This window comes from Ruegeria pomeroyi DSS-3, from assembly GCF_000011965.2.
Taxonomy (GTDB): domain Bacteria; phylum Pseudomonadota; class Alphaproteobacteria; order Rhodobacterales; family Rhodobacteraceae; genus Ruegeria_B; species Ruegeria_B pomeroyi.
The window spans coordinates 20394-45078 of sequence record NC_006569.1 but is presented as its reverse complement, the minus strand read 5'-3'; the positions used below and the strand labels follow the sequence as shown (position 1 = coordinate 45078).

The following is a 24685-nucleotide window of genomic DNA, read 5'->3' as shown; positions in this document are numbered from 1 at the left end:
TTTCAGGAAGCTTCTTGCGGTTTGGCGTTTGGATGGTTCGCCGGTGGGTGTCCGAGGGTCAGTTTCGGATCGACCGTCCCTGTGCGCGCCCGCCGCTTGATCTGGCGGATGACGACGGGGCATTTGGCCTCGGACTGATAGAGCACCTGACAATGCAGGCAGGTGATGCATTCGTTCGGGTTGATCTCGCCCGTGGGGTGGATCGCCTGAACGGGGCATTCGTTGGCGCAGGTCTGGCAGGGGTTGCCGCAATCCTTGTAACGGCGCAGCCAGTCGAACATGCGGATGCGGGCGGGGATCGCTAGTGCGGCGCCCAGCGGGCAGAGATAGCGGCAATAGAACCGTTCGATGAAGAGGCCGATCAGCAACAGCAGCAGCGCAAACACCACGAAAGGCCAGTCGCGCATGAACTTGAGGATGATCGCGGTCTTGAACGGTTCGACCTCGGCATAGGTTTCGGCCAGCGGGATCGAGACAAAGCTGAGACCGAACAGACCCAGGAAGATCATGTACTTCACCGGCCAAAGCCGCTCGTTCAGCCCCCACGGAAGGGTCCATTGCGGCAGGCGCAGGGCGCGGGCCAGCTTGTTGGTCAGCTCTTGCAGGGCGCCGAACGGGCAGAGCCAGCCGCAATAGGCGCCCCGCCCCCAGAAGATCAGCGCGGCGGCCACCGCGAACCACTGGATGAACACCAGCGGGTCAAGCAGGAAGGCATCCCAGCTGAAGCCCGTGCGCAGGCTGCCCGCCAGCGCCATCAGGTTGACGACGCTCAGCTGCGCATTGGCATACCAGCCGATGAAGAACAGCGTCGCACTCAGATAGGCAAAGCGGAACCAATAGAAGACGCGCGCGTTCATCGTGGCCTGGAACTGAAAGAAGAAGGTCGCTGTCAGCAACAGCAGCATCGCGCTCAGCACGCCAATCTCGACGGTGCGGTCCTTCCAGATCCGCTGCCACAGCGCGGCCTTGGCGGCGGCCTCGTCGCTTGCGTCCTCGACCACCGCCGGGGCGGCTGCGGGCAGCAGGAAGCGTTCCGGCAGGCGGTAGCCCAGATCGAAGGTGAGGAAGCTTTTCTCCACCGCGCCCACGGCGCGCTGCACCAGCAGTTGCAGGCGGAAGGGGGCGGCCGGGTCGAACTCGGCATCGGCGGGGATCTTGAACAGGTCAAGCTCGGTAAAGCCGGGCGCATCCGTCGCCGCAACCGTGCCCAGGCGGCGTTGCTGACGGTCGAAGAACCGCACCGCGCTGTCGCCCTGGATCAGCTGGATCCGGTCGAAGATACCGCCGCGCACATAGCCCGAACCCTTGAAGCTGTAGGCGCCGCGCCCCAACACCAGAATGGCCTGTTCGCCGGGCTCCAACCAGTTGACAAGATTTGCATATTCCGCCTCGCCCAGCAGGGTGCGGCCGATCTCGGGCACCGAGACCAGGGCCAGATGCATGTCGATGAAGGTATCCTCGGGCGCGCCACGTTCGCGCCGCCGTTTGGCGCGTTCGTCGCCCGTGGCGTCAAACGCGGCATTGATCTGACCGATGTCCAAGGTCATCCGCCGGACCGAGCCGTCGCCCGACAGGGTGAACCAGTCGCTGGTCCCGGTCTGGCCCATGTCGATCTCGCGACGCGGGCCTTCGGGGGTGGCGGGCGACAGGCCGCCCAGCCCCAGCGCGCGGGCCACCTTGAGTCCTGCGCGCACCAGACTGTCGTCGATCACCATGATGGTGACGGTGGCACCCGAGATGATATCGAGATCATGCCCCTCGCCGCCGGTCTCGGCCTCGCGCTTCAGGTCGAGGCCTTTGTAGCCTTCGGTCAGGGCCACCATCTTGGAATTGGGAATCCCGATCAGCACGATCGGTTCGGAATGTTCCACCAGCTTGACGCCGGTCAGCACCGCGTCGGCATCGATGGCGGCGATCACATGGATGGGCTTGCCGGAATAACCGGTGGTGCCCACGAAATCCGAAGTCAGAAAGGCCCAGGCAACGGTCTCGCCACCCTTGAGCACCGGTGCCACCGGCACATCCTCGCGCAGCGGGCCAAAGCCATCGGCGCCAGGGGCCAGGTCGGCGGGCGCAAGCGCGGCCAGAAACCGGGGCAGGTCGCTGGCCAGCGCCGGGAGGGGGGCCAGGAACAGAAGGGTCAGCAGAACCCGGATGACGCGCGTGATCAGCACATCGCACCTCTCTTGTCTTGGAATGGGGGGCCACGGGTTTCAGGCCAAAGACGGTGTCGCGCTGCCGCAACCGACACATCGGTTCCGGTCAGTTGCCGGGCGATGAGGATGACCGGTTCGACAGCCGCGCCATAGGCGGGCGTCAGGACATCCATCGCAGTTGAACACAGCAGGCAATCGCCGCAGTCGGGACAGGGGTCACCCGTCTCCTCGGCGGGCATCTGGATCCAGGTGGCGCCACCTTCGGCACAAATCTCGATCCATGCGCCTTCATCAGCCTGGGCCAGGTGCGGCACCAGCAGTTGCAGCACCAGCAGCAAAGCGCCCAGCACACCGGCGACACGGCGCAGGGCGCAACGGATCGGTTCCGGTCTGTTGGGTTGGCGGGGCATGGGCACCTCGGGCACAGGATTGCGTCTGGCCACAGTCCTAGGCGCCCCGCCGCGCCGATTACTTGACTTTGGTCAGGCCCCTGCCCCGGCGCCGATCACATTGCGCAATGCCAGCGCAAAGAGCTGGGCCACCGCGCTCTCGGGCCGGTCTGGCCGGGTCATCAGCCCAACCGGTCCCCGGGTCAGCTCGGTACCAAAGGGCAGCGCGACAAGCCGCCCCTCTGCGATCTCATTGGCCACAACCCCGCGCGAGATGATCCAGACCGCGTCCGAGCGGCGGGCATGCACCCGGCCAAAGGCGCCCGAGACGGTTTCCAGCCGGTTGGGAAACTCGCCGATCCCGTTGGCGATCAGCATCTGCTCGACCAGGGGCCGGATCGCGGCGCCGGGCGGGGGATAGATCACCGGCCAGTCGGCCACCCGCGCCAGATCGGGCGCGGCCAGCAACGGATGGCCCGGGCGTACCACAAAGACCACCTGTTCCTGATAGAGCTGGGTAAAGGACAGGCCCTGCATGGTTTCCGGCGGACCCATCCGCCCGATCACCAGGTCCAGCGCCCCCAGCCTGAGCCGCTCGATCAGATATCCGTGCGGCCCGTCCTGAATTCGCAACAACGCATGTGGCGCCAACCGCGAGAATTCACTCACGGCACCGGGCATCAGATAGGCCGCCACACTGGGCAGCGCGCCTACCGACAGGGTTTCCCGCTGGCGGCGCCCCTCGGTCTCGATCCCGTCGAGCCCCTGTTGCAGGCTGGCCAACGACATCCGGGCGAAATGCAGGAACACCTCGCCTGGCTTGGTCAGCTCAACCCCCGCCCGGCTGCGGCGCATCAGGGTGGTGCCGGTGATCTCTTCCAACTCCTTCAGGGTCTTGGACATGGCGGGCTGGGTCAGGAACAGCTTTGCCGCCGCAGTTTTCAGACTGCCCTCGCGCGCGATTTCCACAAAACACTGGATGTGGCGGAACTTGATGCGGCGGTCGATCATTTACTTGCCTATTTCGGAAATCAAGTGACAGGTTTACTCATTTTACATCACGCATTCAATCATTCATCCTGTGACCAATGGGAGGAGAGACGATGCGCACGCAGGTTGTGATTGTCGGAGGCGGCCCCTCGGGCCTGCTGCTGGGGCAGCTGTTGCACCGCAAGGGCATCGACACCGTGGTGCTGGAACGTCAGTCGCGGGCGCATGTGCTGGGGCGCATCCGGGCCGGTGTGCTGGAGGTGGGTTTTGTCAACCTGATGCGCGAGGCGGGCGTGGCCGAGCGGATGGATCGCGAAGGCTTTGTCCATCACGGCACCATCCTGGCCCATGGTGAGGAGCAGATCCGCATCAGCTTCGAAGAGCTGATCGGGCGGCATGTGGTGGTCTATGGCCAGACCGAGGTGACGCATGATCTCTATGAGGCGCGCGACCGGGTCGGCGGCAAGAGCGTGTTCAACGCCGAGGGCGTGACGATCCACGATGCCGACAGCGATGCGCCTTACGTGACCTATACCGCCAACGGCACCGAACACCGGATCGACTGTGACTATGTTGCGGGCTGCGACGGGTTCCACGGCGTCAGCCGCCAGACCATCCCGACCGGCATTCGCAAGGAGTTCGAGCAGGTCTATCCGTTCGGCTGGCTGGGGCTGCTGTCGGAAACGCCACCCGTGAGCGACGAGGTGCTTTACAGCCTCTCGGACCGCGGCTTTGCCCTCTGTTCCATGCGCAACGCCACGCTCAGCCGCTATTACATCCAGTGCGCGCTGTCCGACAAGGTCGCGGATTGGAGCGACGATGCCTTCTGGGCCGAGTTTCGGCAGCGGCTGCCGCGCGCTGTTGCAGAACGTCTAGTGACCGGTCCTTCGATCGAGAAATCTATCGCGCCACTCCGGTCGTTTGTCTGCGAGCCGATGCGCTGGGGGCGGCTGTTCCTGTGTGGCGATGCGGCCCATATCGTGCCGCCAACCGGCGCCAAGGGGCTGAACACGGCGGCCAGCGATATCCATTACCTCTATCACGCGCTGGTGCAGGTGTTCGAGAGCGGTGAGACCGAGGGGATCGAGCGCTATTCCGAACAGGCCCTGGCCCGGATCTGGAAAACGCAACGCTTCAGCTGGTGGATGACCAAATTGCTGCACCGTTTTCCCGAACAGAGCGAGTTCGACCTGCGCATCCAGCGGGCCGAGCTGGAGTTCCTGCGCGACAGTCGGGATGCGCAGACAGTGCTTGCACAAAACTACGTCGGTCTGCCCTATTAGGGCATGGCGGAAAGGAAGACGGATGTCTGAACGCTATGACAACGGAATGAAGGTGCGCCGCCGGGTGCTGGGGGATGCCTATGTCGACCGGGCCGAGGCGGGCAAGACCGCGTTTGAGGCACCGTTTCAGACCCTGATCACCGAAGGCGCCTGGGGCACGGTCTGGGCCAGCGACGGGATCAGCGACCGAGAGCGGTCGATGCTGACGCTGGCGCTGTTGGCGGCGCTGGGGAATTTCGACGAAATTCCGATGCATATCCGCGCCACCGCACGGACCGGCGCCAGCAAGCAGGACGTGCTCGAGGCGTTCCAGCACGTGGCGATCTATGCCGGTGTGCCGCGCGCCAACCAGGCGCTGAAACTGGCGCGGCAGACCTATGACGAAATGGAAGCGGATTGATCGGACCGGCGCGCGAACGGCCCAGTGACAAGGAGAAGGCGCAGATGCCCAAACCCGGCGAATTCTACCAGCGCGACCGCGCCTGGCACCCGCCCGCGCATGTACACGACTACAAGACCTCGGTGGCGCGTTCCCCCCGGCAGGCGCTGATCAGCCTTGAGAACACGGTGAGCGAGATCACCGGCCCCGTGTTCGGCCATGGCGATATCGGCGCCGGCGACAATGACCTGATCCATAACTATGCCCAGGCGGGCCACAGCGCGCTTGGCGAACGGATCCTGTTGCATGGGAGAATTTTCGACGAAAATTCTCGGCCCCTGCCCCATACGCTGGTGGAGATCTGGCAGGCCAATGCGGGCGGGCGGTACCGCCATAAAAAGGATACCTATCTTGCCCCCATCGATCCCAATTTTGGTGGCTGCGGGCGCACCCTGACCGACGAGAACGGCTATTACTACTTCCGCACCGTCAAACCCGGCGCCTATCCCTGGCGCAACTGGGTCAACAGCTGGCGGCCCGCCCATATCCACATGTCGATCTTTGGCACCGCCTTTGCCCAGCGGCTGATCACCCAGCTCTATTTCGAGGGCGATCCGCTGATCCACGCATGCCCGATCGTCAACACCATCCCCGACCCCGCCGCCATCGACCGGCTGATCGCGCCGCTGGACATGAATGCCGCGATCCCCTTCGATTGTCTGGCCTACCGGTTCGACGTGGTGCTGCGCGGGCGCCGCTCGACCCTGTTCGAAAACCGGCTTGAGGGGAATTGAAGCGTTTCCAGACAGGGTGACCCCGGTTTTCCGGTTGGGAAACGCGACAAGGAGAAGAGGATCATGGTGCAGAAGCTCGACTATCTGAAGGAAACGCCGTCCCAGACCGCCGGCCCCTATGTGCATATCGGCCTGGCCCCGGGTGCCGCGGGGTTCGACATCTACGAGCGGGAACTGGGCTGGGATATCGCCGGACCCAATGCCGCCGGCGCGCGTATCCGGGTCGAGGGCCGGGTGATCGACGGGACCGGCAGCCCGGTCAAGGATGTGCTGATCGAGGTCTGGCAGGCCAATGCCGCCGGCATCCATGCCCATCCCGAAGACCCCGGCCAGGTCGAGGAGGGGTTTCGCGGCTGGGGCCGGGTGATCACCGATTTCGAGACCGGCGACTGGGGGTTCGACACCGTCAAGCCCGGCCCGGTGCCGGGCCGCAACGGCGCGATGCAGGCGCCGCATCTGACCCTTTGGATCGTGGCGCGCGGCATCAATATCGGCCTCAACACCCGGCTCTATTTCAGCGACGAGGCCGAGGCCAATGCCGCCGACCCGGTGCTGAACCTGATCGAATGGGAAAACCGCCGCGCCACCCTGATCGCAAACCGTGACGAACGCGACGGCAAACCGCTCTACCGCTTCGACATCCACCTGCAAGGCCCGCAGGAAACCGTCTTCTTCGATATCTGAACCGGAGACCGCCCATGGACACGCCCGCCAACAAGCCCTGCATCATCTGCGTCGCGATCACCGGGTCGGTTCCCACCAAGGCCGACAATCCGGCGGTGCCCATCACGGTCAGCGAACAGGTCGAAAGCACGCAAGAGGCGTTCGAGGCCGGCGCCGCCATCGCCCATTGCCATGTGCGCAACGACGACGGCACCCCATCCAGCGACCCCGACCGCTTTGCGCGGCTGACGGAGGGGCTGCACACACATTGCCCGGGCATGATCGTACAATTCTCGACCGGCGGGCGCTCGGGCGCCGGGCAGGCGCGCGGCGGCATGCTGCCACTGAAACCTGACATGGCCTCGCTCTCGGTGGGCTCCAACAACTTTCCCTCCCGGGTCTATGAGAACCCGCCCGACCTGGTCGACTGGCTGGCCGCCCAGATGCGCAGCTATCGCGTCACCCCGGAAATCGAGGCCTTCGACCTCAGCCATATCCTGCGCGCCATTGACATGCACGGGCGCGGGCTGCTCTACGGCAAGCTCTATGTGCAATTCGTGATGGGGGTGAAGAACGCGATGCCCGCCGACCGCGAGGTGTTCGATTTCTATGTCCGGATGATGCGGACCCGGGCCCCCCAGGCCGAATGGTGCGCCGCCGGCATCGGCGCCAATCAACTGACCGTCAACGAATGGGCCATCGCTGCGGGCGGACACACACGCACGGGGCTCGAGGACAACATCCGCCTCGACCGGCAAACGCTGGCCCCCTCAAACGCTGCACTCGTCCGACGCAGCGTCGAACTCTGTGACAAATACCAGCGCCCAGTCGCCAGCTGGCAACAGGCGCGTGAGATCCTCGGGCTGCCAGCCGCGGCGCGGAATTGAAACCCGCCGCGCCGCCCGCTATGCGAAGCCGATGAGACAAAAGGCGGGCAGTTATCTGGCGGTATTCGCAGGCGGAGCGATCGGCTCTGTCCTGCGCGAGTTGCTGGGATTTCAACTGCCGGGCCTGTCCTTCCTCACCGCCACATTCGGCATCAACATCGCCGCCTGTTTCCTGCTCGGCTGGCTCTATGCCATCCGGCACCGGCTGCATCCCCATCTGCTGCATCTGGGAGCGGTGGGGTTCTGTGGCGGTCTTTCGACCTTTTCCTCCTTCGTCCTTGAGCTCGACCAGCTCACGCGCATGGACGGATGGTCCATCGGCCTCACCGCCATGACCCTGGAGATCGCCGCGGGCTTGGCCGCCGCAATACTGGGCGAGGCGCTGGGGCGCGGCCGCGAGGCCCGGCGATGACCGCACTTACACTGCATGCATTCTTTGCGCTTGGCGGCGGTCTGGGGGCGGTTCTGCGCCACTGGATGTCAAGCCGCATCACCCATGACCTGCCGCTCGCAACCCTGGTGGTCAACGTGTTGGGGACGCTACTTCTGGGTTTCTGGCTCGGTCAGCCAGAAACCGGCGGACCGGACATTGAACATGGCCGTCGCCTGATCCTCGGCTTCTGCGGCGGCTTTACCACTTTCTCGAGCTTCGCCTATCAGACGCTCGACTTGCATCGCACCCGCTCGATCGCCACCGCCGCCGGCAATATCCTCGCCAGCGTGACGCTCTGTGCGCTTGCCTTCCTGATGGGCACCTATCTGAGCGGCTGAACCAGACGACAGCGCCGGGGGACCAGTCCCCCGGACCCCCTGGAGTATTTCCGACCAGAAAGAAACATAATATTCCCTGCTTCTTTCTGGTTCAAAATACTCCCGCCGGAGGCGTCCCGCCTTGCGAAGAGCACCGCCGATCCAAGGATGCGTCACCTCGCGTCCCGCGCCGAGGAGGAGGAACGACGACGAGACATCAAGCGCGCCGAAGGCGCACCGCCTGATTACAGGGTCTTCAGATACTCGACCAGCGCGCGGCGATCCTCCTCGCTCAGCCCGGCGGTGCCGTAATCGTGGCCCGCGTTGAAATTGCCGGGGATCGGCTCTCCATCCTCGCCCCGCGCGCGGAAGGTGAACGGGTTCTGGTCCAGCTCCGAGACGAAACCGACCTTGACCGGGTCAAACTCGCGGCTGCCCACACCAAAGACCTCGGGCCGGGTGGCGGCATCCTCGGGCAGCTCCGCATCAAGCGCCGTTGCCACGTTGCGCATACGCGCGGGCAGCAGCAGGTCGTAGAGCGTCGGGACCGACCCGTTATGCAGATAAGGCGCAGTGGCCCAGATACCGTTCAACGAGCGGGCCTTGTAGGCCAGCAGCGGATGTTCCTGGGTCAGACATTCCTCGGCATCGGCCTTCTTCTTTGCGTCACTGACACCGGGGAGATATTCGGTGACAAGGCTGCTTTCGGTGCGGATTCCACTGGGCCGGTCGTCCTTGCCCAGAATGGCAGCCAGAACCTCGAACAGCTTGCCGCGAATGGTGCCCACGGTCGCGTTGACCAGCATCAGGCGGGTATAGTCCTCGTCCCGGTCGATCCGGGTGAATTTGGTATCCACCAGCTGACCGCCGAAATTGCCCGATTTCGAGCGGTGCAGGAATGTGTTGCAGGTGGTGAACACATCCGTCCCCAGCTCGGTCAGCGGGGTCATGCTGATTTCCATCTTGCTGCTGGTGTCGCCGGGCGCCATGTGGCTGTGGCAATCCGCGCAGCTTTCGCCGTCGATCTTGCGGGTAAAGACCTCGCGCCCCTGCGCCGCCAGATCCCAGTCGATCGCGCCCAGCATGTCCTCGGGCCAGCGCGGCGATTGCAGGCTTTCCAGCTGACGCTCCAGCGACACCAGTTCGCGGACACGCGCGCTGGAAGGATAGCCGCGCAGCACCTTGGACTTGTCCGTCTCGAGATGGGCAAAGACACCGATCACCTCGGAGGTGTTGCGCACAAGCGCGCCCAGCTCGGTGTTTTCGCCCAGGAGCCGGATCCTGGCCATGCGCGGCGCGATGCCGTTCCATTGCAGCTGATCCTGTTGCGAGGTGTTCCAGATATGCGGATAGCTGGCCGGCGCATCGGCCAGCACATTGGTGATCTGGTTCGGGTGGCGGATGGTCAGCGCCACCTTGTTCAGGATATGGCCCTGCGCGTCCAGCCGGGCATGGCCGTAGCGCACCTTGGGCGCGGCATTCTTGTCGGCCAGCGCCTGCTGCCAGACGATCTGTTCGTTAAGCTGCAGTTCCAGCGACTCGCGCCCGTCGATCGATTGATCGGCCCCCAGCACCCCGCGCGCGAACCGATCGAACCGGTCGCGATCGGCCACCGTGTCCTTGAGTGCCTGCAGCAGATCCTCTTCCATCCGCTGGAAATCGGCCAGCGTCGGTGCCCCTTCGACCCGCAGGCGGCGGCCCTGATGGGTGATCTCGTTGGTGTGGCAGGCCGAACAGGTCAGCCCGACCCAAGGCTCGCGCATGGTCAGCGCATCGCAGGTTTCCGGGAAGGTGTCGCACATCAGGTCGGCGCTCAGCGTCTTGTCCTGATCCACCACCCAGCCCAGCGGCAGCCCCTCGGGATTGTGCACCGGATCGGGATTGGCGATATAGCCCAGCTCGTCCATATAGGCGCGGTCCAGGAAGGCGCGGATCGCCCCGTCTCCATCGCCGGGCTGTTCCAGCGCGCGCATCCAGGACAGCGGCAACAGGCGCGAACCCTGGGTGGTGGTGTACCACCAGCGGCGCTGCGCATCGTTCCACCCCTGGTCCAGGCATTCGACGTCGCGGCAGACGCTCCACCCCGATTGCGCCTGTGCTTCGGGCGCGGCCAGAGCAACCAGCCCACAGGCCAGGGCCATACCAATCACATGTTTCGAAATCATCAATCTACCTCCGGTCTGTTGTCCCTGGGGCCTCCCGCGCCGTCGGGCGGGAAAACGAAAGGGCGGCAACACCATTCTGCCGCCACCCTTGCGTGTTTTTCAAATGTCTTCTGCAATTTTTCAGGTCGCCTATTTCTAACGCGCAATCCATCTAGGATGCTGAGTGGTGATCCGCGTTCAACCGCCCTTGGCTCAGGACCGGGTCGTAATTTCCCCGGCGGGACCCTGCACGGTTCGGTGAACGGTCTTCCGCGGACACCAACTCAGCAAGACTATAAATTGTACCGAGCCACTCACTCTCAGTTATCAATGAGACGTAGGGTAAGGCTTGGATACGTGACAATAATCACCCGAAATGGTGAAACACGCTATATTCGTGAAAAGACCCATCGAATCATCAAGACCCATGGCCCCGACTGACCAGCACGATCAACTCGTTCTCTCAATTTACGACGCCGCGCTGGACCCTGGAAAGTGGCCGGAGCTTCTGACTCGAATCGCGCGCTATGCCGGCGGGATCGGTGCAATGATTTTCGAGGTCGAAACGCCGGGCGATCAGCCGCATCTGCTGGCCTCGCATTTCAGCGACACCTATCAGATCGATCTGGTCGAAGGGTATCTGAACCAGCACAACGATCTGGAAATCGCCGATCAGGCCGTTTTTGCCCGTCATTCCCGTGCGACCGACGATATCCAGCTGATTCCCGATTCGGTGCTGGCCGCATCCGAGGCCGAACTGCTGGCGCGTCCCAATCAGAAAACGATGATGCAATATGGCATCCGCTATCGCTGTGGCGCGCTGTTGAACAAGGATCAGTTGTTTCACGACCGGTTTTCCATGCAGTTCGGCTCGGACGCCTCTGACGACCTGCCGCAGCGGTTGGCGCGCGCATCGCGATTGTTGCCGCATATTGCCAAGGCGCTCAGCATCGGGCGCCCGATTCAGGCGGTACAGAAACGGCATCAGACGGTTCTGAACGCGCTGGACAAATTGGATGTGGGGTTCTGCGTTCTGGACGAGCGCATGAACGTGATCGCCGGCAACGAGGAGTTCCGCCGCCAGTCCGAAGAAAGCGGCGTGTTCCGCCGCGACCCGCAGGGCAAGCTGAGCTTTCGCAGCGATGACGATCTGAGCCGCGCCCGCACCCTGCTGGGTGATCCGCAGCAACATGGCAGATTCGGCGCCCGCCCCCGCAAGGAAGCGTTGGAGGCCGATCATCAAAGCGACGCCCGTATCGGCGACGCGCTGTGCATCGACATCTCTCCCCTGCACAAGGCCCGTGAAATCGGCGAGCAGGCGCTGGACGGCTTTCTGCTGATGAGTACCGATACCAGCCGCACCTATCGGCTGGAAATGCCCACGATCGCGGCACTGTTCGACCTGAGCGAGGCCGAATGCGCAGTGTTCGAGTTGATGGCCGAAGGCAAGACCAACAAACAGATCGCCGAAGAGCGTGGCCGTTCGCTCGACACGATCAATTCACAGGTCAAGTCGATCCTGTCGAAATCCAATTGCGACAACCGCACACAGGCCATTCGCATGGCCACCAATATCTCGTCGGGTTTCCTGGTGCGCGACTGAGGCCTCGCAGGCTCAGTCCGCGTCCTGCAGCCGCTCGGCCATCTTGCGCGCGCGGGGGCATTGCAGCCGGTCACGCAGCGGGCTGTCGGGGTCGATCTCCTTGGAGCAGACGACGCAGCGGTCCGCCCCCGAGATCGCGTTGAGCCCACCGCAACTGCCCTTGATCCGCTTGCCCATCAGCATCACGCCCAGCGACATTCCCAACATGACGATCATCAACAGGAAGAAGGCCAGCAGGAAGGTGGTCATGGCGATACCCTTTCGCGGTGTCAGTCGGCGGCGTTGAGCAGATCGGCGAAGGCACTGCTCTGGGCCGTCATATAAGCCTCGGCGCCGTCTTGCGCATCCCTTTCGATGAAGAACACGGCAAGTTTATGCGCCTCTGCAACCTTCAGCCCCTGGTCCAGCCCCAGAACCAGCATCGCGGTGGCCCAGGCATCGGCCATCATGGCACTGTCGGCAATCACGGTGACCGAGGTGGTGCGATGGGTGACGGGACGCCCGGTGACCGGATCGAGGATATGGGAATAGCGCTGGCCCTGATGCTCGAAATAGTTGCGATAATCGCCCGAGGTCGCCATGCCGTAATCGCTGATTGGCACCACCAGTTGCACGGTTTGCGCGCCCCGGTCGGGCCGCTCGATGCCGATGCGCCAGGCCTCGCCCTTGTCGTTCTTGCCGCGCGTCACCAGATCGCCGCCGATCTCGACCATGTAATCGTCGATCTCGAACCCGCGCAGGGTCTCGGCCACCGCGTCAACACCGTATCCCTTGGCAATGGCGCTCAGGTTGATACCCGTCTCGGGCCGCGCCTTGGCCAGAGTCCCACCAGCCGTATCCAGCGTCAGCAGCCGCGCCTGCCCAACGCCCTGAAGCGCGCTGGCAATCTCGGCATCCGAGGGGATCGGATCCTCGGGCTTGCGTGGGCCAAAGCCCCACAGCTCGATCAGCGGGCCCAGCGTGATGTCGAACTTGCCCCCCGATTGTGCATGAACCTGGTTGGCGGCCCCGATCACAGTGACAAACTCGGGTGAGACCGGCATCGGCGCTGTGTCAGTTCGGGCCGAGAAGGTCGAAACCTCGGACTTCGGGTCCCAGTTCGACATCTTGGCGTTCACGGCGGCCAGCGTCACTTCGACCGCGGCCCCCAGCGCCTCGGCGTCCAGATCCGCGCCGATGGCCGTGATGTGATAGGTCGTTCCCATCGTGTCGCCAGAGAGTTTCACCACCTCCGGTTCGGCCTCGAAAAGACAGCCGGACAGCATGAGGGCAACGGGCAGTGCAAGCCAACGGACCATGGGCCAACCTCGGATATTTCGCTGCTGCGGCATAGGCCAGCGGCGCGGCGGAGTCAAACCGGCTCAGCCCTTGAGCGGCAGGAAGGCCAGCGTCAGAAGGCCGATTGCCGCCGGCAGCCCATAGGCCCAGAGATGCCAGCGCGGCGCGGGTGGCTCGGCCTTCCAGCTTTTGCGGTAGCCATGGCCACAGACGACGACCATGAAAAAGATCAGCGCCGCGCTGGCCGGGGTCAGGTACAGGGTGTCGAACATGGGCGGGCTGCGGTTTTGTCCTGGCTGCGGCCGATTGGCCCTTTGCGGATCGGGATGCCCGGGTAAGATGGGGGTAAGCCGCAACAAGCAAGCAGGAGACCCAGCCCATGGCCCCATCCTCATATCAGGCCCCGACACGTGGCGACAAGGCCGAGAAGACGACCTATAGCCAGTCGGCCAGTTCGAACCTGGCCCAGTCACAGTCGACCGTTGCCGATCTGCTTGGCGGCAAGGGCGAGGCGGTGTTTTCGGTCAGACCGGGCGACACGATCGGCCAGGTCGTCGGCGTGTTGAAGGACAAGCGGATCGGCGCGGTTCTGGTCACAGATCAGAACGGTGCCCTGCTGGGCATCCTCTCCGAGCGCGACATCGTGCGCCGCATGGCCGATACGCCGGGCCAGACCCTGCCCCAGCAGGCCGAGGGGCTGATGACGCGCGCGGTGCAGACCTGCGCGCCCGACGAAACGCTGAACGTGGTGCTCAAACGGATGACCGAAGGCCGGTTCCGCCACCTGCCGGTGATGCGCGACGGCAAGCTCTGCGGCATGATCACCATCGGCGACGTGGTGAACTTCCGCCTGAGGGAACTGGAATACGAAGCATTGAAGATGAAGCAGATGATCGTCGGCTGACCCATCAGTGAAGCCCCGAGAAAATTCTGCGAATTTTCTCCTGAGATTATTCGCAGAATAATCTTGGGCGCGGATACGAAGACACCGGTGCCTGTCAGCACCGGTGTTTCTTGTTCATCCCCCGAAATCGTCGAGCATGATGTCTTCGCGATCCACACCCAGTTCCAGCAGCATGTTGATCACCGACTGGTTCATGATCGGCGGTCCACACATGTAGAACTCGCAATCCTCGGGTGCGGGATGGTTCTTGAGATACTCTTCGAACAGCACGTTGTGGATGAAGCCGGTATAGCCTTTCCAGTCATCCTCGGGCTGCGCGTCCGACAGGGCCACATGCCATTCGAAATTGGGGTTCTCGGCAGCCAGCATGTCGAAATCCTCGACAAAGAACATCTCTTTCTTCGAGCGCGCGCCGTACCAGAACGAGATCTTGCGCTTGCTCTTCAACCGCTTGAGCTGGTCGAAGATATGGCTGCGCATCGGTGCCATACCGGCGCCACCGCCGATGAACACCATTTCCTTGTCGGTATCGCGGGCAAAGAACTCGCCGAAGGGACCCGAGATGGTGACCTCATCGCCCGGCTTCAGGTTGAAGATATAAGACGACATTTTGCCGGCCGGAATGTCGCTGCTGCCCGGCGGGGGCGAGGCGACCCGGACGTTGAGCATGATGATGCCCTTCTCCTCGGGATAGTTGGCCATCGAATAGGCGCGTTCGACCGGTTCGTTCACGACGGATTTGTACTGCCACAGATTGAAGCGGTCCCAATCCTCGCGATACTCGTCCTGAACATCGAAATCGGTATAGGCCAGCTGGTGCGCGGGGGCCTCGATCTGGATATAGCCACCGGCGCGGAAATTGACGTTCTCGCCCTCGGGCAGCTCCAGCACCAGCGCCTTGATGAAGGTGGCCACGTTGTCGTTCGAGCGCACCTTGCAGCGCCATTTCTTGACGCCGAACACCTCTTCCGGCACCTCGATATCCATGTCCTGCTTGACCGCGACCTGACAGGACAGGCGGTCACCACAGGCGGCCTCGCGCTTGGTGATGTGGCTTTCCTCGGTCGGCAGGATCGAGCCGCCCCCCGAATGGATCTTGACCCGGCATTGCGCGCAGGTACCGCCGCCGCCACAGGCCGAGGGCACGAACAGTTTCTCGGCCGCCAGCGTCTGCAACAGCTTGCCACCGGCGGGGACCGAGATCGTCTTCTCGCCGTTGATGGTGATGTTCACATTGCCGGTCGAGACCAGCCGCGAGCGGGCCATCAGGATCACGCCAACCAGCGCGATCACGATCAGGGTAAAGAGGACGACGCCCAGCGAAAAGGTTTCCATCTGTCCGCCCCCTTACAGTTTGACGCCCGAGAAGGACATGAAGGCCATCGCCATCAGCCCCGCGGTAATGAAGGTGATGCCCAGACCCTGAAGCCCGTCCGGCACGTCGGAATATTTCAGCTTCTCGCGCACGCCCGCCATGGCGGTGATGGCCAGCGCCCAGCCAAAGCCCGAGGACAGGCCATAGGTCGTCGCCTCGGCAAAGTTGTAGTCACGCTCCACCATGAACAGAGAACCGCCCAGAATGGCGCAGTTCACCGTGATCAGCGGCAGGAAGATGCCAAGTGCGTTATAGAGCGGCGGGAAATACTTATCGAGGATCATCTCGAGGATCTGCACCATCGCCGCGATCACCCCGATATACGAGATCAGACCAAGGAAGGTCAGGTCCACATCCGGGAAACCCGCCCAGGCCAGCGCTCCCGGTTTCAAGAGCGTATTCAGCAGCAGGTTGTTGGCCGGCACGGTGATCGCCTGCACCACCATGACCGAGATACCCAGGCCCAATGCGGTCGAGATCTTCTTGGACACCGCGATGAAGGTACACATGCCGAGAAAGAAGCTGAGCGCCAGGTTCTCGACGAATACGGCCTTGACCGCGAGGGAAATCAGCCCTTCCATCAATGCGCCTCCACCGACTGGATCTTGAATTCACGTTCCTCGATCTGCTTGGGCTTCCAGGTGCGGAAGGCCCAGATCAACAGGCCGATCACGAAAAACGCCGAAGGCGGCAGCAGCAACAGACCGTTGGGCACGTACCAGCCGCCGTTGTTAACGGTTTGCAGGATGGTCACGCCAAACAGGCTGCCCGAGCCGAACAGCTCGCGGATCACGCCCACCAGCATCAGGATCAGCCCGTAACCCAGACCGTTGCCGAAGCCGTCGATGAACGAGGCAACCGGCGGGTTCTTCATCGCAAATGCCTCGGCCCGGCCCATCACGATGCAGTTGGTGATGATCAGGCCAACAAAGACCGACAGGGTCTTCGAGATTTCAAAGGCATAGGCCTTGAGGATCTGGTCGACCAGGATCACGAGGCTGGCAATGATCACCATTTGCACGATGATCCGGATCGAGCTGGGGATCTGGTTGCGCAGGATCGAGATGAAGAAGGACGAGAACGCCGTCACGAAGGTCACCGCCAGCGCCATGACAAAGGCAACCTGCAGCGACGAGGTGACCGCCAGCGCCGAGCAGATGCCCAGCACCTGAAGCGTGATCGGGTTGTTGTCGACCAGCGGATCGATCAGCAGTTCTTTCTTGGTCTGGGACATCAGATCTCTCCCGCTTTCAGGGCCTCGAGGAAGGGCGCATAGCCTTGCTCGCCCATCCAGAACCGCACCAGGTTATCCACCCCGACCGAGGTCAGCGTGGCGCCGGCCAGCGCGTCGACATAGAAATCGGCACCGGCGGCGGGTTGCGACTTGGCAACGGTGATCTGCAGATCGCCCGCATCGTCGCGCAGCTTCTTGCCGTTCCACATCGCCTTCCAGCGCGGGTTGTCCACCTCGGCGCCCAGGCCCGGCGTCTCGCCGTGCTGATAGAATTGCAGGCCAAAGATGTCGTTGCCGTTCTCTTCGACCGCGATAAAGCCATAGAGCGTCGACCACAGGCCATAGCCATGGATCGGCAGGATCACCTTGTCGATGCCACCGGCTTCGTCCCGCAGCAGATAGACGGTGCGGTAAAGCGCCTGACGGCCGATCCCGGCGGGGTCGTCATCCAGCGCGCGGCTCAGATCGGCATCGTTGGCGGCGGCCTTGTCATCGAATGTGGCAGCGTCGAACTGGTCGGTGAACCGGCCCGTGGTCAGTTCCAGCACCTGCGGTTCAAACGCCTTGAATGCCTCGGCCACGTTCTGGCCCGGTTCGAACAGCCCCGCGACCTGCAGAATGTTCATCTGCTTGTCCTTGAGCTTGTTGACCTCTTGCACCGGGCGCAGGGCGACGGCGGCAGAGGACACGATCATCGAGGCGACCAGACAGACGGCCACGGCAACAAAGATGGTCTTGCCCACCGAATCCGGCGGCGCGGCGAGGAAACGGGCGATCAGGCCCTTGCTCTGCGTCTCAGACATGGCGGCGCGCCCTCCGTTTGATGTTGGCCTGCACGACGAAATAGTCGATCAGCGGCGCAAACACGTTGCCGAACAGGATGGCCAGCATCATCCCCTCGGGGAAGGCCGGGTTGATCACCCGGATCAGCACCACCATCACCCCGATCAGCGCGCCATAGATATAGCGGCCGGTGTTGGTGTGGCTGGCCGAAACCGGCTCTGTCACCATGAAGGCCAGGCCAAAGGCATAGCCGCCCAGCACCAGGTGCCAGTACCACGGCATGGCGAACATCGGGTTGCTGTCCGACCCGATGACATTGAGCAGCAGCGAAAAGCCGATCATGCCCGCCATGCTGCCCACGATCAGGCGCCAGTTGGCGATTTTCGTCATCAACAGGAAAGCAAGGCCGATCAGGCAGGCCAGTGTCGAGGTTTCGCCGAAACTGCCCTGAATGGTGCCATAGAAGGCGTCCATCCAGGTGATGCCGTTGGTCGCCAGCTGCTGATAGCCATCCGCCGCCGACACCGCCAGCGCGGTGGCGCCGGAAAACCCGTCGACCGGGGTCCAGACGCTGTCGCCCGACATATTGGCGGGATAGGCGAAATACAGGAACGCACGCCCGACCAGCGCGGGGTTGAGGAAGTTCTTGCCGGTGCCGCCAAACACTTCCTTCCCGATCACCACCCCAAACGAGATGCCAAGCGCCACCTGCCACAGCGGCGCGCTGGCCGGCATGATCAGGGTGTAGAGCATCGAAGTGACCAGAAAGCCCTCGTTCACCTCATGCCCGCGCACAGTGGCAAAGACCACCTCCCAGATACCGCCGACAATCAGCGTGGTCAGGTAGATCGGCAGGAAATACAGGAACCCGTGCGCCACATTGGCCAGCGGATTGGCCGCATCCAGCGAAATGCCGAGCGCCTGAAGGATGGCGATGCGCCAGCCGGTGGCCGCGTCGGCGCCCAGCATGGCGATGGCAGAATTGGCCTGATAGCCGGTATTCCACATCCCCCACAGGATGGCGGGAATGGTGGCGATCACGACATAGGTCATGATCCGCTTCATATCGACATAAGACCGGGCATGCGGCGCCGCCGTCGTCACAGTCTTGGGCGTATAGATAAAGCTTTCGACCATCTCGTAGATGGGGAACAGCTTTTCGTATTTGCCGCCCTTGGTGAAATTCGGCTCGATCCGGTCAAAGAAGTTGCGCAACCCCATGGGCTCAGCCCTCCTTTTCGATCTTGGAGAGGCTGTCGCGCAGCGCCAGCCCGTATTCGTATTTCGCCGGACAGGCAAAGCCGACAAGGCCCAGATCCTCTTCGTCCAGCTCCAGCGCGCCCAGTGCCTGCGCGGTGTCGGTATCCATCACCAGAAGCGCGCGCAAGAGCTGCGTCGGCAGGTAATCCTGCGGCATCAGCTCTTCGAACGTGCCGGTGGGCACCATGGCGCGGCGGCCACCGTTCAGGTTCGAGGTCAGCGCATAAAGCTTGCGCGAAAAGGCCGAGCCCAGCACCGGCTGCACCGCGAATTTCGACGGCATCGGCAGGATCCACCCCAACGTGTGCTGCTTGCGGTCTTCCTCGATCAGGGTCACCTGCCGGGCGAAGCGGCCAAGATAGGCAAACGGTCCCTCGGCCTGCCGCCCGCTCAGGATCGATCCCGAGATGACACGCACCGGTGCGTCGACACTGATCTCGGCGGTGGTCAGATCGCCGGTCGAGGCGCCCATGATGGTACGGATCAGGCGCGGCTCGCGCGCGGCGGGGCCGGAAAGAGCGATCACCATCGACGGGTCGAGATGGCCGGTTTCCAGCAGCCGCCCGATGGCGATCACGTCCTGATAGCCGATGGTCCAGACCGATTTGTCCGACGTCAGCGGCGCCAGGAAATGGATATGGGTGCCAGCCAGGCCCGCCGGGTGCGGCCCATCGAAGGTGGCGACCGACACGCCCGCCACATCGCCGCCCGGGATCGCATCGCCCGGCTTGTGACACAGCCAGGTCGGCCCGTCGCTCAGCAGCGCCACCGCCGCCAGACCGCTGGCAAAGGCGCTGCCCGCGTCGGCGATGATGGTGGCGGCATCGGCGGCCAGCGGCTCGCTGTCCATCGCGGTGACAAAAATCGCGTTGGGCGTGTCGCCCGGCACCGGCATTTTGGAATAGGGACGGGTACGAAACGCGGTCCACAGACCGGCGGCACAGAGCTTCTCGGTCAGGCCCTCACGCGTCTTGCCATTGCCGGTGGTGGCAAAGTCAAGCCCGGGATCGGCGGCATCGGTCACCTCGATCACCACGCTTTGCAACACCCGGCGCGCGCCGCGATTGATCGCGGCGACACGGCCCGTCACCGGTGCGACCATCATCGCCTCGGGCGCGTCCTTGTGACAAAGGAGCGGCGTGCCACGGCGCACCTCGTCGCCTTCCTGCACCAGCATCCGGGGTTTCAGCCCCAGATAATCGGCGCCCAGAACGGCCACCGAGCCGATCGCCGGGCCGGGATGAATGGTCTGAACCGGTGCGCCTTTCACCGGCAGGTCCAATCCCTTTTTCAATCTGAAATTCTGCATGTGATCGCTACGTCTTCTCGTGTCCGAATCCCGTCGCGGGCCCTACCTAATTCATGGGACGGTCCGGGCAAATACCCGGAAACCCTGAGAGCTTCGCCTGATGCCGAGGCATCTGATTTGCATAATGTCCCGCTTGGCGCGCAGCTTTACGGGAGGGGGGCGGCGAAATCAAACACACTTGGCAGGTTTGTGTCGGATTTTCCGATCTATTTGGTCGCTAACAGGCGATTTTCCAATCCGAGTTTGCAGATTTGCTGCGCTGTGGCGGGCGGATATGCCGCAGCGCAGAAGCAGGCCGCTGGGGAAGGGGTTGACTCGTGGCATCATTTTATTTAACATGTGAATGATAATAACCCCCAGGAGACATTCCCGATGCCCGACCTCAGCACCAGGCTGGCCGATCTTGACCGACATCTCCAGCGGTTTCGCCGCGACGGGGTGATGAACCGGATTGGCGGGCAGGACGTACCGGGCGGCGCGGGGCGGTTCGACAGCATCTCTCCGGTCGACAGATCGGTGATCTGTTCTGTGGCGCGCGGCGACGCGGCCGATATGGACGCGGCGGCAAGGGCCGCACATGCGGCCTTTCCCGCCTGGCGCGACATGCCCGCGACCGAGCGGCGCGCCATCCTGATCCGCATCGCCGAAGGAATCGAGGCGCGAGCCGAGGAAATCGCGCTGTGTGAATGCTGGGACACCGGGCAGGCCTGGCGCTTCATGTCCAAGGCGGCGCTGCGCGGGGCCGAGAATTTCCGCTATTTCGCGGATCAGGTGGTGCAGGCGCGCGATGGGCAGCATCTGAAATCGCCCACTTTGATGAATATCACCACCCGCGTTCCGATCGGCCCGGTGGGGGTGATCACGCCGTGGAACACGCCGTTCATGCTGTCCACCTGGAAGATTGCGCCGGCGCTGGCCGCCGGTTGCACCGTGGTGCATAAACCCGCCGAGCTCAGCCCGCTGAGCGCGCGGCTGTTGATCGAGATCGCCGAAGAGGCGGGCCTGCCCCCCGGGGTGCTGAACCTGGTCAACGGATTTGGCGAGGATGCGGGCAAGGCGCTGACCGAACATCCGCTGATCAAGGCCGTGGCCTTTGTCGGCGAAAGCCGCACCGGCAGCCTGATCGTGAAACAGGGGGCCGACACGCTGAAGCGGGTGCATCTGGAACTGGGCGGCAAGAACCCGGTGATCGTGTTCGACGATGCCGATACCGAGCGCGCGCTGGATGCGGTGATCTTCATGATCTACTCAATCAACGGCGAACGCTGCACGTCCTCCTCGCGCTTGCTTGTGCAGGACACGATCCGCGAAGAGTTCGAGGCGCGGCTGGTCGAACGCGTGAACAACATCAAGGTGGGCCACCCGCTGGATCCGACAACCGAGATCGGGCCGCTGATCGGCGAGGAGCATTTTGCCAAGGTTACCAGCTACTTCGACATCGCGCGCCAGGACGGCGCCACCGTCGCAGCGGGCGGTGAGGTGGTGGGCGACCAAGGCTATTTCGTGCGCCCCACCCTGTTTACCGGCGCCAACAACCGGATGCGTATCGCGCGCGAAGAGATTTTCGGCCCGGTGCTGACCGCGATCCCGTTTTCGACGGAAGAAGAGGCGCTGCAAATCGCCAATGACACGCCCTATGGGCTGACCGGCTATCTCTGGACTAACGACCTGACGCGCGCGCTGCGGTTCACCGACAAGCTCGAGGCCGGGATGATCTGGGTGAACTCCGAGAATGTGCGCCACCTGCCCACCCCCTTTGGCGGGGTCAAGGCCAGCGGCATCGGCCGCGACGGCGGCGACTGGTCGTTTGAATTCTACATGGAGCAGAAGCACATCGGCTTTGCCACCGGCCAGCACAAGATCCAGCGCCTGGGCGCCTGAACCACCCACCGGGAAACGCGCGACCATCCCGTGACGGAGGAAAGAAATGGGAGAAATAGTCCTCGCCGCCAAATGCACCCATGTACCGACCATGCTGATGTCGGAGCAGGAGGGGCCCGTGAAGGGCAAGCGGCAGGCGGCCATCGACGGGCATCTGGAGATCGCCCGCCGCGCCCGCGCGCTTGGCGCCGATACCGTGGTGATCTGCGACACCCATTGGGTGATCAACGCAGGGTTCCACATCAACGCAAACAGCCGGTTTCAGGGGCTGTTCACCTCGAACGAGTTTCCGCAATTCATCCAGAACATGCCCTATGACTATGAGGGCAATCCGGGGCTGGGCGATGCCATCGCCAAAGAGGCCAGCGCGCGCGGCGCCTATACGCTGGCCCATCACCTTGACAGTCTGGAACTGGAATACGGCACGCTGGTGCCGATGCGGTTCATGAGCCGGGAACACAAGATGAAGGTGGTCTCGGTCGCCGCATGGTGCACGGTGCACGACCATGACGAAAGCCGCATCGTGGGCGAGGCGATCCGCGCCGCGGTCGAGGCCAGCAACAGCAAGGTGTTGCTGGTCGCCTCTGGCTCTTTGTCGCACAAGATCTGGCCCAACAAGGACTATGCCGCCAACAACGGCACCTTTACCATCAGTTCCGAGTTCAACCGGCAGATGGACCTGCATGTGCTGGAGATGTGGAAGCGCGGCGATCATGCGACGTTTCTGAAGATGCTGGGCGATTACGCCCGCTTTTGCTGCGGCGAGGGGTCGATGCACGATACCGCGATGCTCTATGGTGCGCTTGGCTGGGACAGTTATGACAAGCCGTGTGAGGTGGTGACCGAGTATTTTCCATCCTCGGGAACCGGTCAGACCAACGTGATTTTCCCGGTTTGAACTCCGGGCCAGACGAGAGGAACAGCATGAAGTTCGCCACCATTGCCGCCGAGCGGCAGGAGCTTTACGGCATCATCCGTGACGAGGGGTTCGTGGCGTTGTCGCCCGACTTCCCGCGGTGGCCCGACCTGCGCGCGGTGATCGCGGCGGGCGGTCTGCATGATCTGGCCAAGGCGGCGATGGGCCGGGCGGTGACGCATAGCGATTTCACCTATCTGCCGCCGGTGCCGAACCCCGGCAAGATCATCTGCGTCGGCGTCAACTTTCCCGACCGCAACGCCGAATACAAGGATGGCAGCGCGGCGCCGAAATACATGTCGCTGTTTCCCCGCTTTGCGTCGAGCTTTGTCGGCCATGGCCAGCCCCTGATCCGCCCGCCCGAGAACCACACCCTGGATTACGAGGGTGAGATGGCCGTGGTGATCGGCAAGGGGGGCCGGCGCATCCGGGCCGAGGATGCCTATGACCATATCGCGGGGCTGAGCGTTTGCAACGAGGGCACCATTCGCGACTGGGTGCGGCATGCCAAGTTCAACGTGACGCAAGGCAAGAACTGGGACCGGTCGGGTGCCATCGGACCGTGGATGGTGCCCTTCACCCATCCCGCCCAGATCGACGCGGCGCGGATCACCACCCGGGTCAATGGCGAGCTGCGGCAGGACGATGCGCTGGCCAACATGATCTTTTCCGTGCGCGAGGAAATCGCCTATATCTCGACCTTCACCACCCTGAACCCCGGCGACATCATCGTGACCGGCACGCCTACCGGCGCGGGCGCACGGTTCGATCCGCCGCGTTACCTGAAACCCGGCGATGTGGTCGAGGTCGAGGTGACGGGGGTCGGCACGCTGGTCAACGGGGTGGAGGACGAGGTATGACACCCGAACAGCACGCCGATGCCGCCGCCCGCCTGATCAAGGCCGAGGAAACCGGCCGCCAGATCGGGCTGTTGTCGCTGGCCTATCCGGGCATGGACATGGACGACGCCTATGCCATCCAGCAGGCGCTGGCGGCACACAAGCAGACCGCAGGGCGCCATGTGATCGGGTGGAAGATCGGGCTGACCTCGAAGGCGATGCAATATGCGCTGAACATCGACATTCCCGACAGCGGCATCCTGTTCGACGACATGGCCTTTGACGATGGGGCCACGGTGCCCAAGGGGCGGTTCATCCAGCCCCGGGTTGAGGCCGAGATCGCCTTTGTGATGAAGGAACCGCTGGGCGGGGCATATGTGACGCGCGCCGATGTGCTGGCGGCCACCGACTATGTCGCGCCGTCGCTGGAAATCCTCGACACCCGCATCCTGCGGGTCGATCCCGAGACGGGGCACGCGCGCAATGTCTGCGACACGATCAGCGACAATGCCGCCAATGCGGGCGTGGTGCTGGGCAAGCAGCGCCATGCGCCGGACGCGTTCGATCTGCGCTGGGTCGGGGCGCTGACCTTTCGCAATGGCGAGATCGAGGAAACCGGGCTGGGTGCGGGCGTGCTGAACGATCCGGTCGAAAGCGTGGTCTGGCTCGCCCGCCGCATGGCGCAATACGGGCAAGTCATCGAACCGGGGCATATCGTGCTGTCGGGCAGTTTCATCCGCCCGGTCGAATGCCCGCCCGGCACCCGGATCGAGGCGGATTTCGGCCCCTTTGGCGCGGTCTCGGTCCATTTCGCCTGACGCGCGGCTGCCGCAACGTCAGGTGCGAAAGAAGTTGAAAATTTTTCGGA

At 63.4% G+C, this 24685-nt stretch carries 26 protein-coding genes; 13 read left to right on the top strand and 13 right to left on the bottom strand.

Features of this window, described 5'->3' with window-relative positions; translation table 11 throughout:
* Positions 1-2 precede the first annotated feature (2 nt).
* The 3 genes from SPO_RS20020 to pcaQ all read right to left on the bottom strand — a co-directional run bounded on the left by SPO_RS20020 (position 3) and on the right by pcaQ (position 3556).
* Positions 3-2174: a NosR/NirI family protein gene (locus SPO_RS20020; RefSeq protein ID WP_011241833.1), complete on the bottom strand. Its 2172-nt coding sequence runs from the start codon at positions 2172-2174 to the stop codon at positions 3-5.
* The gene (locus SPO_RS20015) at positions 2168-2566 is read right to left on the bottom strand and encodes a DUF2946 family protein (protein WP_011241832.1); all 399 of its coding nucleotides are present in this window, start codon (positions 2564-2566) and stop codon (positions 2168-2170) included. The genes SPO_RS20020 and SPO_RS20015 overlap by 7 nt, the downstream gene beginning before the upstream one ends.
* Before the next feature lie 72 nt (positions 2567-2638).
* On the bottom strand, positions 2639-3556 hold the full coding sequence (gene pcaQ, locus SPO_RS20010; RefSeq protein WP_011241831.1) for a pca operon transcription factor PcaQ: 918 nt from the start codon (positions 3554-3556) through the stop codon (positions 2639-2641).
* A 92-nt stretch (positions 3557-3648) separates the two neighbouring features.
* On the opposite strand from pcaQ, the gene pobA reads away from it, so the two are divergent.
* The 7 genes from pobA (at position 3649) to SPO_RS19975 (ending at position 8312) form a co-directional block, all read left to right on the top strand.
* A complete protein-coding gene (gene pobA, locus SPO_RS20005) occupies positions 3649-4818 on the top strand; it encodes a 4-hydroxybenzoate 3-monooxygenase (RefSeq protein WP_011241830.1) in 1170 nt (389 codons plus the stop codon).
* Between the two features lie 22 nt (positions 4819-4840).
* Complete coding sequence (pcaC, locus tag SPO_RS20000; protein WP_011241829.1) at positions 4841-5218, top strand: 4-carboxymuconolactone decarboxylase; 378 nt, start codon at positions 4841-4843, stop codon at positions 5216-5218.
* A gap of 44 nt (positions 5219-5262) precedes the next feature.
* Positions 5263-5991 (top strand): protocatechuate 3,4-dioxygenase subunit beta, encoded by a 729-nt coding sequence (gene pcaH, locus SPO_RS19995; RefSeq protein ID WP_011241828.1) that lies wholly within the window; start codon positions 5263-5265, stop codon positions 5989-5991.
* Between the two features lie 63 nt (positions 5992-6054).
* Positions 6055-6675, top strand: a complete 621-nt coding sequence (pcaG, locus tag SPO_RS19990; protein ID WP_011241827.1) for a protocatechuate 3,4-dioxygenase subunit alpha — start codon at positions 6055-6057, stop codon at positions 6673-6675.
* 14 nt (positions 6676-6689) lie between these two features.
* Positions 6690-7541 (top strand): 3-keto-5-aminohexanoate cleavage protein, encoded by an 852-nt coding sequence (locus SPO_RS19985; RefSeq protein WP_011241826.1) that lies wholly within the window; start codon positions 6690-6692, stop codon positions 7539-7541.
* A gap of 31 nt (positions 7542-7572) precedes the next feature.
* Entirely contained in the window at positions 7573-7953 is a 381-nt protein-coding gene (locus tag SPO_RS19980; protein ID WP_011241825.1) for a FluC/FEX family fluoride channel, read from the top strand.
* Positions 7950-8312 (top strand): fluoride efflux transporter FluC, encoded by a 363-nt coding sequence (locus SPO_RS19975; RefSeq protein WP_044029495.1) that lies wholly within the window; start codon positions 7950-7952, stop codon positions 8310-8312. Before SPO_RS19980 ends, SPO_RS19975 begins: the two co-directional genes overlap by 4 nt.
* 224 nt (positions 8313-8536) lie before the next feature.
* On the opposite strand, the gene SPO_RS19970 is transcribed toward SPO_RS19975, so the two are convergent.
* Complete coding sequence (locus tag SPO_RS19970; RefSeq protein ID WP_011241823.1) at positions 8537-10456, bottom strand: di-heme-cytochrome C peroxidase; 1920 nt, start codon at positions 10454-10456, stop codon at positions 8537-8539.
* A gap of 526 nt (positions 10457-10982) precedes the next feature.
* Here SPO_RS19970 and SPO_RS19965 point away from each other — a divergent pair.
* Positions 10983-12038: a helix-turn-helix transcriptional regulator gene (locus tag SPO_RS19965; protein ID WP_044029491.1), complete on the top strand. Its 1056-nt coding sequence runs from the start codon at positions 10983-10985 to the stop codon at positions 12036-12038.
* A gap of 12 nt (positions 12039-12050) precedes the next feature.
* On the opposite strand, the gene nqrM is transcribed toward SPO_RS19965, so the two are convergent.
* The 3 genes from nqrM to SPO_RS22980 all read right to left on the bottom strand — a co-directional run bounded on the left by nqrM (position 12051) and on the right by SPO_RS22980 (position 13588).
* Entirely contained in the window at positions 12051-12287 is a 237-nt protein-coding gene (nqrM, locus tag SPO_RS19960; RefSeq protein ID WP_011241821.1) for a (Na+)-NQR maturation NqrM, read from the bottom strand.
* Between the two features lie 20 nt (positions 12288-12307).
* Positions 12308-13336 (bottom strand): FAD:protein FMN transferase, encoded by a 1029-nt coding sequence (locus SPO_RS19955; protein ID WP_051420465.1) that lies wholly within the window; start codon positions 13334-13336, stop codon positions 12308-12310.
* 63 nt (positions 13337-13399) lie between these two features.
* Positions 13400-13588, bottom strand: a complete 189-nt coding sequence (locus SPO_RS22980; RefSeq protein ID WP_044029489.1) for a hypothetical protein — start codon at positions 13586-13588, stop codon at positions 13400-13402.
* 107 nt (positions 13589-13695) lie between these two features.
* Here SPO_RS22980 and SPO_RS19945 point away from each other — a divergent pair, with 107 nt between their 5' ends.
* Entirely contained in the window at positions 13696-14220 is a 525-nt protein-coding gene (locus tag SPO_RS19945; protein ID WP_011241818.1) for a CBS domain-containing protein, read from the top strand.
* Positions 14221-14334: 114 nt separating this feature from the next.
* Here the strand turns inward: SPO_RS19945 and nqrF are convergent, their stop codons facing one another.
* From nqrF to SPO_RS19915, 6 genes are read right to left on the bottom strand one after another with little or no spacing between them, the layout of a single operon-like run.
* A complete protein-coding gene (gene nqrF / locus SPO_RS19940) occupies positions 14335-15555 on the bottom strand; it encodes an NADH:ubiquinone reductase (Na(+)-transporting) subunit F (protein ID WP_011241817.1) in 1221 nt (406 codons plus the stop codon).
* 12 nt (positions 15556-15567) lie between these two features.
* A complete protein-coding gene (nqrE, locus tag SPO_RS19935; RefSeq protein WP_011241816.1) occupies positions 15568-16176 on the bottom strand; it encodes an NADH:ubiquinone reductase (Na(+)-transporting) subunit E in 609 nt (202 codons plus the stop codon).
* The gene (locus SPO_RS19930; protein ID WP_011241815.1) at positions 16176-16829 is read right to left on the bottom strand and encodes an NADH:ubiquinone reductase (Na(+)-transporting) subunit D; all 654 of its coding nucleotides are present in this window, start codon (positions 16827-16829) and stop codon (positions 16176-16178) included. The genes nqrE and SPO_RS19930 overlap by 1 nt, the downstream gene beginning before the upstream one ends.
* Entirely contained in the window at positions 16829-17632 is an 804-nt protein-coding gene (locus SPO_RS19925; RefSeq protein ID WP_011241814.1) for a Na(+)-translocating NADH-quinone reductase subunit C, read from the bottom strand. The genes SPO_RS19930 and SPO_RS19925 overlap by 1 nt, the downstream gene beginning before the upstream one ends.
* Positions 17625-18833 (bottom strand): NADH:ubiquinone reductase (Na(+)-transporting) subunit B, encoded by a 1209-nt coding sequence (locus SPO_RS19920; RefSeq protein WP_011241813.1) that lies wholly within the window; start codon positions 18831-18833, stop codon positions 17625-17627. Before SPO_RS19920 ends, SPO_RS19925 begins: the two co-directional genes overlap by 8 nt.
* 4 nt (positions 18834-18837) lie before the next feature.
* Positions 18838-20181 carry a Na(+)-translocating NADH-quinone reductase subunit A gene (locus SPO_RS19915; protein WP_011241812.1) on the bottom strand — a complete coding sequence of 448 codons (1344 nt, stop codon included), beginning with the start codon at positions 20179-20181 and terminating at the stop codon, positions 18838-18840.
* A gap of 372 nt (positions 20182-20553) precedes the next feature.
* Between SPO_RS19915 and hpaE the strand changes: the two genes are divergently transcribed.
* The 4 genes from hpaE to hpaH are packed head-to-tail and all read left to right on the top strand — an operon-like array spanning position 20554 to position 24635.
* Positions 20554-22062, top strand: a complete 1509-nt coding sequence (gene hpaE / locus SPO_RS19910; RefSeq protein WP_011241811.1) for a 5-carboxymethyl-2-hydroxymuconate semialdehyde dehydrogenase — start codon at positions 20554-20556, stop codon at positions 22060-22062.
* Positions 22063-22108: 46 nt separating this feature from the next.
* Positions 22109-22960, top strand: coding sequence for a 3,4-dihydroxyphenylacetate 2,3-dioxygenase (gene hpaD / locus SPO_RS19905; RefSeq protein ID WP_011241810.1), 852 nt, complete (start codon positions 22109-22111; stop codon positions 22958-22960).
* A gap of 26 nt (positions 22961-22986) precedes the next feature.
* On the top strand, positions 22987-23838 hold the full coding sequence (locus SPO_RS19900; protein WP_011241809.1) for a fumarylacetoacetate hydrolase family protein: 852 nt from the start codon (positions 22987-22989) through the stop codon (positions 23836-23838).
* On the top strand, positions 23835-24635 hold the full coding sequence (hpaH, locus tag SPO_RS19895; protein ID WP_011241808.1) for a 2-oxo-hept-4-ene-1,7-dioate hydratase: 801 nt from the start codon (positions 23835-23837) through the stop codon (positions 24633-24635). The genes SPO_RS19900 and hpaH overlap by 4 nt, the downstream gene beginning before the upstream one ends.
* Positions 24636-24685: the final 50 nt, after the last annotated feature.

What these genes read in the sequence shown, in the direction of transcription:
- hpaD (WP_011241810.1), top strand. Translation starts at nt 22,109, where the DNA reads ATGGGAGAAATAGTCCTCGCCGCCAAATGCACCCATGTACCGACCATG.
- SPO_RS19965 (WP_044029491.1), top strand. Translation starts at nt 10,983, where the DNA reads ATGATTTTCGAGGTCGAAACGCCGGGCGATCAGCCGCATCTGCTGGCC.
- SPO_RS19915 (WP_011241812.1), bottom strand. Translation starts at nt 20,181, where the DNA reads ATGCAGAATTTCAGATTGAAAAAGGGATTGGACCTGCCGGTGAAAGGC.
- SPO_RS19955 (WP_051420465.1), bottom strand. Translation starts at nt 13,336, where the DNA reads ATGGTCCGTTGGCTTGCACTGCCCGTTGCCCTCATGCTGTCCGGCTGT.
- nqrM (WP_011241821.1), bottom strand. Translation starts at nt 12,287, where the DNA reads ATGACCACCTTCCTGCTGGCCTTCTTCCTGTTGATGATCGTCATGTTG.
- pobA (WP_011241830.1), top strand. Translation starts at nt 3,649, where the DNA reads ATGCGCACGCAGGTTGTGATTGTCGGAGGCGGCCCCTCGGGCCTGCTG.
- SPO_RS19925 (WP_011241814.1), bottom strand. Translation starts at nt 17,632, where the DNA reads ATGTCTGAGACGCAGAGCAAGGGCCTGATCGCCCGTTTCCTCGCCGCG.
- pcaG (WP_011241827.1), top strand. Translation starts at nt 6,055, where the DNA reads ATGGTGCAGAAGCTCGACTATCTGAAGGAAACGCCGTCCCAGACCGCC.
- SPO_RS19980 (WP_011241825.1), top strand. Translation starts at nt 7,573, where the DNA reads ATGAGACAAAAGGCGGGCAGTTATCTGGCGGTATTCGCAGGCGGAGCG.
- SPO_RS20015 (WP_011241832.1), bottom strand. Translation starts at nt 2,566, where the DNA reads ATGCCCCGCCAACCCAACAGACCGGAACCGATCCGTTGCGCCCTGCGC.
- SPO_RS19970 (WP_011241823.1), bottom strand. Translation starts at nt 10,456, where the DNA reads ATGATTTCGAAACATGTGATTGGTATGGCCCTGGCCTGTGGGCTGGTT.
- SPO_RS19945 (WP_011241818.1), top strand. Translation starts at nt 13,696, where the DNA reads ATGGCCCCATCCTCATATCAGGCCCCGACACGTGGCGACAAGGCCGAG.
- nqrE (WP_011241816.1), bottom strand. Translation starts at nt 16,176, where the DNA reads ATGGAAGGGCTGATTTCCCTCGCGGTCAAGGCCGTATTCGTCGAGAAC.
- pcaC (WP_011241829.1), top strand. Translation starts at nt 4,841, where the DNA reads ATGTCTGAACGCTATGACAACGGAATGAAGGTGCGCCGCCGGGTGCTG.
- SPO_RS19920 (WP_011241813.1), bottom strand. Translation starts at nt 18,833, where the DNA reads ATGGGGTTGCGCAACTTCTTTGACCGGATCGAGCCGAATTTCACCAAG.
- nqrF (WP_011241817.1), bottom strand. Translation starts at nt 15,555, where the DNA reads ATGGAAACCTTTTCGCTGGGCGTCGTCCTCTTTACCCTGATCGTGATC.
- hpaH (WP_011241808.1), top strand. Translation starts at nt 23,835, where the DNA reads ATGACACCCGAACAGCACGCCGATGCCGCCGCCCGCCTGATCAAGGCC.
- pcaQ (WP_011241831.1), bottom strand. Translation starts at nt 3,556, where the DNA reads ATGATCGACCGCCGCATCAAGTTCCGCCACATCCAGTGTTTTGTGGAA.
- SPO_RS19985 (WP_011241826.1), top strand. Translation starts at nt 6,690, where the DNA reads ATGGACACGCCCGCCAACAAGCCCTGCATCATCTGCGTCGCGATCACC.
- SPO_RS19930 (WP_011241815.1), bottom strand. Translation starts at nt 16,829, where the DNA reads ATGTCCCAGACCAAGAAAGAACTGCTGATCGATCCGCTGGTCGACAAC.
- SPO_RS22980 (WP_044029489.1), bottom strand. Translation starts at nt 13,588, where the DNA reads ATGTTCGACACCCTGTACCTGACCCCGGCCAGCGCGGCGCTGATCTTT.
- pcaH (WP_011241828.1), top strand. Translation starts at nt 5,263, where the DNA reads ATGCCCAAACCCGGCGAATTCTACCAGCGCGACCGCGCCTGGCACCCG.
- SPO_RS19900 (WP_011241809.1), top strand. Translation starts at nt 22,987, where the DNA reads ATGAAGTTCGCCACCATTGCCGCCGAGCGGCAGGAGCTTTACGGCATC.
- SPO_RS19975 (WP_044029495.1), top strand. Translation starts at nt 7,950, where the DNA reads ATGACCGCACTTACACTGCATGCATTCTTTGCGCTTGGCGGCGGTCTG.
- hpaE (WP_011241811.1), top strand. Translation starts at nt 20,554, where the DNA reads ATGCCCGACCTCAGCACCAGGCTGGCCGATCTTGACCGACATCTCCAG.